Below are 8,444 nucleotides of genomic sequence, written 5' to 3' on the forward strand. Positions count from 1 at the left end.
CCACCACGGCGGCCTGCCCCCGCCTTCTCCCGCCCGGCACCGCGGTGTTCACCGACCGCGAGTTCGTACGGGAAGTCCTCACCGCCCTGCTGGACGATCCGGGTACGGACGCCACCGGCGCACCGCGCATCCTCGCCCTCACCGGCCCCGGTGGCGTCGGCAAGTCCGCCACGGCCGTGCACTTCGCCTGGGCCCTCGCCGACCGCTTCCCCGACGGGCAGCTCTACGCCGACCTCCAGGGTGAGGACCCGGAGCGGGCCGTCACGCTCTCCGGGGTGCTCGTCCGCTTTCTGCACGCCCTCGGCGTACCGCCCGACCGGGTGCCGCCCGACGAGCAGGGCCAGCTCGACCTCTACCGCGACCGCACCGCCGGGCTGCGCCTCGTGGTCGTCCTCGACAACGTCGGCCCGGCCGGCTGGGCCGACCGGCTGGTCACGGCCGCGCCCGGCTCGCTCGCCCTCGCCACCAGCCGCCACGCGCTCCCCGAACTCGTCGGCAAGGGCGCCCGCGTGCTGCGGCTGGGGCCGCTGGGCGACGAGGATGCGCTGCTGCTCCTGACCCGGATAGCGGGCCCCGAAGGCCCTGAACCGGTCGGCGAGCAGCGCGCGTACGCCGAGGCCGTCGCGGCGCGCTGCGGGGGACTGCCCCTCGCCCTGTGCGGGGCGGGCGCGCGCGTGGCCGGTGAGGACGGTGTGGACTGGGCGGCCCTGGAGCGCGAGTTCGCCACCCTGGAGCCGGACGGTACGGGCACCACGGGCACCACCGACCCCGCGTACCTCGCCGCCGACGTCGCCTACCGGGCCCTCGCGCCCGACGCCGCCCGCCTCTACAGACTGCTCGCGACGTGGCCCTGGCCCTCGGTCCCTGTCGGCGTCGCCGCCGCAGTCGCCGGCACGGGCGAGGGAACGGGCGAGGAGCAGGCTCGCCGCCTGCTCGCCGAACTCGCCGCCGCGCGGCTGCTGGAGCAGGTCGCCGACGAGCGCTACCGCTTCCACGACCTCGTACGCCACCACGCCGAACGGCAGGCGCGGGTGGAGGACGGCCGTACGGGCACGCGGGAGGCCGTCCGGCGCGCGGTCGAGTGGTACATGGCCTTCGCCGCGGCCGCCGACAAGGCCGTCATCCCCCTCCGCTGGCGCCTGGGCCCCGCCTTCGCCGGGCTCGCCCCACGGCCCGGCGACGCCCGCGCCGCCGTCGACGCGCTGCGCCGTGAACGCGAGGGGCTCGCCGAGGCCGTCCGCGCGGCCGACGCGCACGGCTGGGACGACCTCGTCTGGCAGCTGTGCGAGGCCATGTGGGGCTTCCACCTGCGCCTGGGCTTCCACGAACAGTGGGTGGACACCCACCTGAGGGGAGTCGCCGCCGCCGTCCGGCTCGGCGACCGGCGTGCCGAGGGCCGGATGCGTACCCAGCTCGCCTTCGCCTGCATGGGGCTGCGCCGGTTCGCCGACGCCGAGCGGGAGCTGACCGCCGCCGCGGAGGCCGACCGCCTCGCCGGTCACCACCGGGGCCGGGCCAGCGCCACCGAGGCGCTCGGCCTGCTGTGCCTGCGGCAGTGGCGCTACGAGGACGCCGAGGAGCACTTCCGGCACGCGCGGCTGATCCTGCGCGCGATCGGCCCGGACGACGAGGGCGCGCGGGACGTGCCGCGCGCCCTCGCCCTGCTGGAACACCACCTCGGACGGGCCCTCCACGGCAGGCGGCTCTTCGCCGATGCCGTACGGCAACTGCGCCACGCGCTCGCCTGCTTCGAGGAACTGGGGGACGCGTACAACGTGGGGCGCGTCCGGATGAGCCTCGGCGAGACCCTGCTCGACTCCGGCGCCCCCGAGGCGGCGTGCGCCCCGCTCGACCAGGCCCTCACCACCATGCGCCACGAGGGCGCCGAACTCCAGCTCGCGTACACGGCGGAGCTGCGTGCGGACTGCGCCGCGAGCCTGGACGACCGCCCGGGCGAACTCCACTTCCTGCGGCAGGCGCGATCGCTGTACGGCAGGGCGGGGGACGCGGGCGGGACGGCGCGGATGGCCGCGCGGTTGGCAGGCGCCCCGTAAGGGGCGCGGGGCTGCTGCATCATGCGGCTCCGCCGCGTGGGCGCGACCAGCCACGACGAACCCGCAGTCGCCTGACGGCAGTACCTGCCGAGCTAGTAGGCGGCCTCGACGCTCACCCGGTGCTGCACCGTACCCGTGGTCACGGTCATGCCGGAGGCAGCGGCTTCGGAGACCGACTTGCCGGCGGCAAGCCACGCGTGCAACGCGGACGCATACGCGCCCGGGTCGCACAAGTCCGGCCGCCCGTACGCCCCCGGCGCGGCCGACAGCCGCAACGGTTCGCCGCCCCGCGCCCGCACAACGCATCGGCCGGGCCCGGTCACGTAAGCCGCCAGGCCGCAGCCCGGGTGCCGGGCCAGGACGTCCGCCGTCCAGGCGGCGGGCGGTCCGACGCGCGGGTCGTCCGCGGAGCCGTACCGCAGGATCACGTCGGCGATCCGCAGCCGTGACGGGTCGCGCGTGTCCTCGTGCACGGCGGTGTGGGCGTACCAGCCGATGTCACCCTCCTCCGGCTCCTCCTCGGCGGGTGCCGCCCGCCGTACGACGGCGATCTCCGGCGGCCCGGCGCCGAGCAGCCTGGTCAGGACGCGCAGGGGCGCGGTGCGCTCGGCCGGTTCGTACGCGGGCAGGGGGAGGGGCACGAGCGACGCGGGGCGGTCCGCGGGCTCGGGCAGGCCGAGGATCCCGTGGAAGACGCGGCGCAGCAGCTCCGCCGACCGGCCGGGGTCCGAGCTGACCTGTGCGGCGAGCGCGCGGTAGCGGCCGGGGTCGTGCTCCTCGACGGCCCGGTCGAGCTGGGCGCGCAGCCCGTCGTACGGCCGCAGCCGCGGCGCGGTGCGGCCCAGCGCGGCCACGGGCGACTCCGGGTCGAGCGCCCCTTCCGGGAAGGCCCCGAGGAGGACGGGCCTGCCGATGGCCGCGGCGTAGAAGGTGACCGAACCGTGGTCGCCCAGCACGCAGTCGGCCGCGATCAGCGCCTGCCGCCAGCCCTCCAGCGGCGGTACGAGGACCAGGCCCGCCCGGCGCGCGCGGTCCAGCCAGGCGCGGACCTGGCCGGGGCCGTGGCCGTGCCAGATGTTGGGGTGGAGGACGGCGGCCGTGCGGTACTCGTCGGCGGGCAGCTCGGCCGCGAGCCGGGGGAGCAGGGACGGCAGCAGGTCCCCTTCCTCTCCGTCGCCGAAGAGGGAACCGCCGGACCAGGTCGAGTTGACCACGATCAGGCGCTGTCCCTCGGCCACACCGAGGGCCCGGCGGAAGCGGTCGCGGTGGGGGAGCGCGGCCAGGAGACGGTCGTAACAGGGGTCACCGGCGAGCACCGCCGTGGCGGCGGCCTCCGGGCAGGCGGCCTCCAGCCGGGCGAGCTGCTCGGGGTGCGACAGGACGGTGGCCGTGGCGAGCGGCTTCCCGTCGTGCAGCAGCCACTCGGGGGCGAGTCCGAATATGGGTGCGGCTTGTTTTTTGGCTGCGCCCACCGGGGTGCGGCTTGCGGTGCGCTCGCGGCTGCGGGTTGCGTTGTGGCTGGTCGCGCCGTTCCCCGCGCCCCTTACGGGGCCCTCGTCCGGTGTCCGGTGTCCGGTGTCCGGTGTCCGGTGTGGCCAACCTCTTATTGTAGCCAACCCCATGCGACAGGATTGCCAAATCACCCTGAAGGGCGTGGAGTTCACCGCCGTAGCTCGCCGATACGGTGAGGTCGAACGAGGTCGCCTTCGCCTGTTCCCAGGGGAGGACGGGGAAGCCCGCCGCGGCCATCAGCTCCGGCACGCCTGCCAGGAAGGGTGACGATCCGGTGCACGTGACGAGCACCTGTACGCGCAAGTCGTCGTCGAAGAGCGGGAGGACGTCGAGCAGCCGGGTCGCCGACGTGACGTTGTGCACGACGAACAGCACGCGCCGGACCCGCCCGCGGGTCGTCCACCGTCCCGCGTCCCGGCCGACCGGTACCCGCACCCAGTCCTCACCCGTCACACGTACCCCCAAAGGCACGAACATAACAAGTACGGCCGCCCCGCACCCTGGAAAGGGCGCGGGGCGGCATCACAACAGCAGGGGGCTACCGGCTGCCGGCCTTACGGGTCGCCCGCAGCCACTCCTTGTTCATCGCCGCGATGGACGGCAGCGGAATGCCCTTCGGGCACGCCGTGGCGCACTCGCCGGTGAGGGTGCAGCCGCCGAAGCCCTCCGCGTCCATGGTGGAGACCATGTCGAGGACGCGGGACTCCCGCTCGGGCGCGCCCTGCGGCAGCACGTTCAGGTGGTTGATCTTCGCGGAGGTGAAGAGCATCGCGGAGCCGTTGGGGCAGGCCGCCACGCACGCGCCGCAGCCGATGCACTCGGCGTGCTCGAAGGCGTAGTCGGCGTCCGCCTTGGGCACGGGTGTCGCGTGCGCCTCGGGCGCGGAGCCGGTCGGGGCGGAGACGTAGCCGCCGGACTGGATGATCCGGTCGAACGCGGACCGGTCCACGACCAGGTCCCTGACCACCGGGAAGGCCGTGGCGCGCCACGGCTCGATGTCGATGGTGTCGCCGTCCTCGAAGGTCCGCATGTGGAGCTGGCACGTGGTGGTGCGCTCGGGCCCGTGCGGGTCGCCGTTGATGACCAGGCTGCACGCGCCGCAGATGCCCTCGCGGCAGTCGTGGTCGAAGGCGACCGGCTCGTCGCCCTCCACGATGAGCTTCTCGTTGAGGGTGTCGAGCATCTCCAGGAAGGACATGTCCTTGGAGATGCCGTCGACCTCGTACGTGGCCATGGCGCCGGGGGCGTCGGCGTTCTTCTGCCGCCAGACGCGCAGGGTGAGCTTCATGCGTAGCTCCGCTGAGTGGGGTGGACGTACTCGAAGACGAGGTCTTCCTTGTGCAGGACGGGTGCGGTGCCCGTCCCGGTGAACTCCCAGGCGGCCGCGTAGGCGAACTCGTCGTCCTTGCGGGCGGCCTCGCCGTCCGGGGTCTGGGACTCCTCGCGGAAGTGGCCGCCGCAGGACTCGGACCGGTGCAGCGCGTCGAGGCACATGAGCTCGGCGAGCTCCAGGTAGTCGACGACGCGGTTGGCCTTCTCCAGCGACTGGTTGAACTCCTCGCCGGTGCCCGGGACCTTGATCCGGCGCCAGAACTCCTCGCGGATCTGCGGGATGCGGTCGAGGGCCTTGCGCAGGCCCTCCTCGGTGCGGGCCATGCCGCAGTACTCCCACATCAGCTCGCCGATCTCCTTGTGGAAGGAGTCGGGCGTGCGGTCGCCGTCGACGGCCAGGAGGCGCTCCAGGCGCTCCTTCGTCTCGGTGACCACGGCCGCGGCCTCGGGGTGCGTGGCGTCGACCTCGTCGTGGTGCGGGTTGCGGGCGAGGTAGTCGTTGATGGTGGACGGCAGGACGAAGTAGCCGTCGGCCAGGCCCTGCATCAGCGCGGAGGCGCCGAGGCGGTTGGCGCCGTGGTCGGAGAAGTTGGCCTCGCCGACCGCGAACAGGCCCGGGATCGAGGTCTGGAGGTCGTAGTCGACCCACAGCCCGCCCATCGTGTAGTGGATCGCGGGGTAGATGCGCATCGGCACCTCGTACGGGTTCTCCGCCGTGATGCGCTCGTACATGTCGAAGAGGTTGCCGTACTTGGCCTCGACGGCCTTGCGGCCCATGCGCTTGATGGCGTCGGCGAAGTCGAGGTAGACGCCCTGGCCGCCGGGGCCGACGCCGCGGCCCTCGTCGCAGACGTTCTTCGCGGCGCGGGAGGCGATGTCACGCGGCACGAGATTGCCGAAGGACGGGTAGATGCGCTCCAGGTAGTAGTCGCGCTCGTCCTCGGGGATCCGCGCGGGCGGCCGGTCGTCGCCCTTCGCCTTGGGCACCCAGATGCGGCCGTCGTTGCGCAGCGACTCGCTCATCAGCGTCAGCTTCGACTGGTGGTCGCCGGAGCGCGGGATGCACGTGGGGTGGATCTGGGTGAAGCACGGGTTGGCGAAGTACGCGCCGCGCCGGTGGGCCCGCCAGGCCGCGGTGGCGTTGGAGTTCTTCGCGTTGGTGGAGAGGTAGAAGACGTTGCCGTAGCCGCCGGAGGCCAGCACCACCGCGTCGGCGAAGTACGTCTCGACGCGGCCGGTGACCAGGTCGCGGGCGACGATGCCGCGGGCCTTGCCGTCGACCACGATCAGGTCGAGCATCTCGGTGCGCGGGTGCAGCTCGACGTTGCCCGCCGCGACCTGGCGGCTGAGCGCCTGGTAGGCGCCGAGCAGCAGCTGCTGGCCCGTCTGGCCGCGGGCGTAGAAGGTGCGGGAGACCTGCACGCCGCCGAAGGAGCGGGTGTCGAGCAGGCCGCCGTACTCGCGGGCGAAGGGCACGCCCTGTGCCACGCACTGGTCGATGATCTCGACCGAGACCTGGGCGAGGCGGTGGACGTTGGACTCGCGGGCGCGGAAGTCGCCGCCCTTGACCGTGTCGTAGAAGAGCCGGTGGATCGAGTCGCCGTCGTTGCGGTAGTTCTTCGCGGCGTTGATGCCGCCCTGCGCGGCGATCGAGTGCGCGCGGCGCGGGGAGTCCTGGTAGCAGAACTGGACGACGTGGTAGCCCTGTTCGCCGAGGGTCGCGCCCGCGGCGCCGCCCGCGAGGCCGGTGCCCACCACGATGACCGTGTGCTTGCGGCGGTTGGCCGGGTTGACCAGCTTCGCCTCGAAGCGGCGGCGGTCCCAGCGCTCGGCTATCGGGCCCTCGGGGGCCTTGGTGTCGGTGACCGCTTCACCGGTCGTGTACTCGCTGTAGCTCTCGCTGTGGCTCATGTGGCTCATGTCAGCTCACCACTCCGGTCATGACGCCGACGGGGACGGAGATGAAGGTCGCGGTCAGCAGCAGCGCGAGGACGTTGGCGACGGTCTTCAGGACGCGGTCGCGGGTCGCGTTGCCGACGCCCAGGGTCTGCGCGGCACTCCAGAAGCCGTGCCGGATGTGCAGGCCGAGGGCGAGCATCGCCACGATGTAGATGACGTTGCCGTACCAGGTGGAGAAGGTGTCCACCACGTTCTGGTACGGGTGGCCCTCCTGGAAGCCGCCCGGGTGCACGGTGCCCGTGGTCAGGTCCAGGATGTGCCAGACGATGAACAGGCCGAGGATGATCCCGCCCCACCGCATCGTGCGCGTCGCGTAGCTCGCGCGCGGCCGCTTGTGCACGTACCGCGTGCTGCGGGCCTTGATGTCGCGGCGGCTCAGCTGGTACGCGGACACCCCGTGCAGGATCACGGAGGCCGACAGCACCACGCGGGCGATCCACAGGCCCCACTGGCGGTGCAGGACGGGGGCGCCCATGACGCGCAGCCAGTGGCCGTAGTCGTTGAAGTCCCCGGCACCGAAGAAGATCTTGGCGTTACCCAGCGCGTGGGCGACCAGGTACGCGATCATGACGAGACCGGTCGCGGCCATCACGGTCTTCTTGCCGACGGTCGATCCCCAGAACGTACGCGTGATGGACGGCCGTCGATCCGTCCGCGTTGCCAATGCCATGTCCACGACCTTAGGTAGGGCCGCCTGAGAGGTCTAATACATCGTTCGACTCATCTCCATAGGGATGCCCTATGGAGTGAGGCGGCCTCCGCATGCCATCCTGGTCGTGTGCTGACGTTTCTCGACGCTCATGCCATCGACGGTCTGGTGACCGTCTCCGAGCTCGCCGATGTGATCGGGGGTGCCTTCGGGGCTTCGCCGCGGTCCGCGTTCGCGCGCAGTGCCGTGGACGTGGACGGGGGCGAGCTGTTGCTGATGCCCGCGGCGCACGCGGGGACGCTCACCGTCAAGACGCTCACGCTGTTCGACGCCGCGCCCGCGCACGGGCTGCCGAGCGTGCAGGGGCTGGCCACCGTCTTCGACGCCGTGACGGGCCGCCCGCTGGCCGTCCTGGACGCCGCCGCGGTGACCCGGCTGCGTACGGCCGCCGTGACCGTGTCCGCCACCGACCGGCTGGCCCGCCCCGACGCCCGCGTGCTGACCGTCGTCGGGGCCGGGGCACAGGCCAGGGGCCACTTGGCGGGGCTCGCCCGCATCCGGCCCTGGACGGAGATCCGGCTGCACAGCCGCGGCACGGACAAGGCCCGCGCGGTCGCGAGTTGGGCCCGTGGACAGGGCCTGGACATCGAGGTCGAGGTGCACGAGAGCCTCGGCACGGCGATCGCCGGGGCGGACGTGATCTGCACGCTCACCTCGTCCGCCGACCCGCTGTTCGAGGACGCCGCGCTGCCCCGCGAAGGGCTGCACGTCAGCGCGGTCGGCGGCTACGGCTCGGCCCGCCGCGAACTGCCCGCCGCCCTCGTCGCCCGCTCCTCGCTCTTCGTCGAGTCCGCCGAAGCCGCCCTGCGCGAGGCGGGCGACCTCATCCTCGCCGTCAAGGACGGCGCCCTGCCGCCCCACCCGCCCCTGACCGAACT

General features: G+C 73.0%; 6 protein-coding genes. 2 read left to right on the plus strand and 4 right to left on the minus strand.

Annotation, left to right across the window (positions count from 1 at the left end; translation table 11 throughout):
* Positions 1 to 2,054 (plus strand): tetratricopeptide repeat protein (locus K6I34_RS25650; protein WP_229328925.1); only part of this gene is annotated, 2,054 nt, incomplete at its 5' end.
* A gap of 92 nt (positions 2,055 to 2,146) precedes the next feature.
* Here the strand turns inward: K6I34_RS25650 and K6I34_RS25655 are convergent.
* The 4 genes from K6I34_RS25655 to K6I34_RS25670 form a co-directional block, all read right to left on the minus strand.
* On the minus strand, positions 2,147 to 3,526 hold the full coding sequence (locus K6I34_RS25655) for a hypothetical protein (protein WP_374231009.1): 1,380 nt from the start codon (positions 3,524 to 3,526) through the stop codon (positions 2,147 to 2,149).
* A gap of 578 nt (positions 3,527 to 4,104) precedes the next feature.
* Positions 4,105 to 4,854, minus strand: a complete 750-nt coding sequence (locus tag K6I34_RS25660) for a succinate dehydrogenase/fumarate reductase iron-sulfur subunit (protein ID WP_229328926.1) — start codon at positions 4,852 to 4,854, stop codon at positions 4,105 to 4,107.
* Positions 4,851 to 6,809: a fumarate reductase/succinate dehydrogenase flavoprotein subunit gene (locus K6I34_RS25665; protein WP_229328928.1), complete on the minus strand. Its 1,959-nt coding sequence runs from the start codon at positions 6,807 to 6,809 to the stop codon at positions 4,851 to 4,853. The genes K6I34_RS25660 and K6I34_RS25665 overlap by 4 nt, the downstream gene beginning before the upstream one ends.
* A gap of 10 nt (positions 6,810 to 6,819) precedes the next feature.
* On the minus strand, positions 6,820 to 7,527 hold the full coding sequence (locus tag K6I34_RS25670; RefSeq protein ID WP_229328930.1) for a succinate dehydrogenase: 708 nt from the start codon (positions 7,525 to 7,527) through the stop codon (positions 6,820 to 6,822).
* Positions 7,528 to 7,635: 108 nt separating this feature from the next.
* On the opposite strand from K6I34_RS25670, the gene K6I34_RS25675 reads away from it, so the two are divergent.
* A partial coding sequence (locus K6I34_RS25675; RefSeq protein WP_229328932.1) for an ornithine cyclodeaminase family protein occupies positions 7,636 to 8,444 on the plus strand: 809 nt, incomplete at its 3' end.

This window comes from Streptomyces sp. UNOC14_S4 (genome assembly GCF_020740835.1).
Classification (GTDB): Bacteria; Actinomycetota; Actinomycetes; order Streptomycetales; family Streptomycetaceae; genus Streptomyces.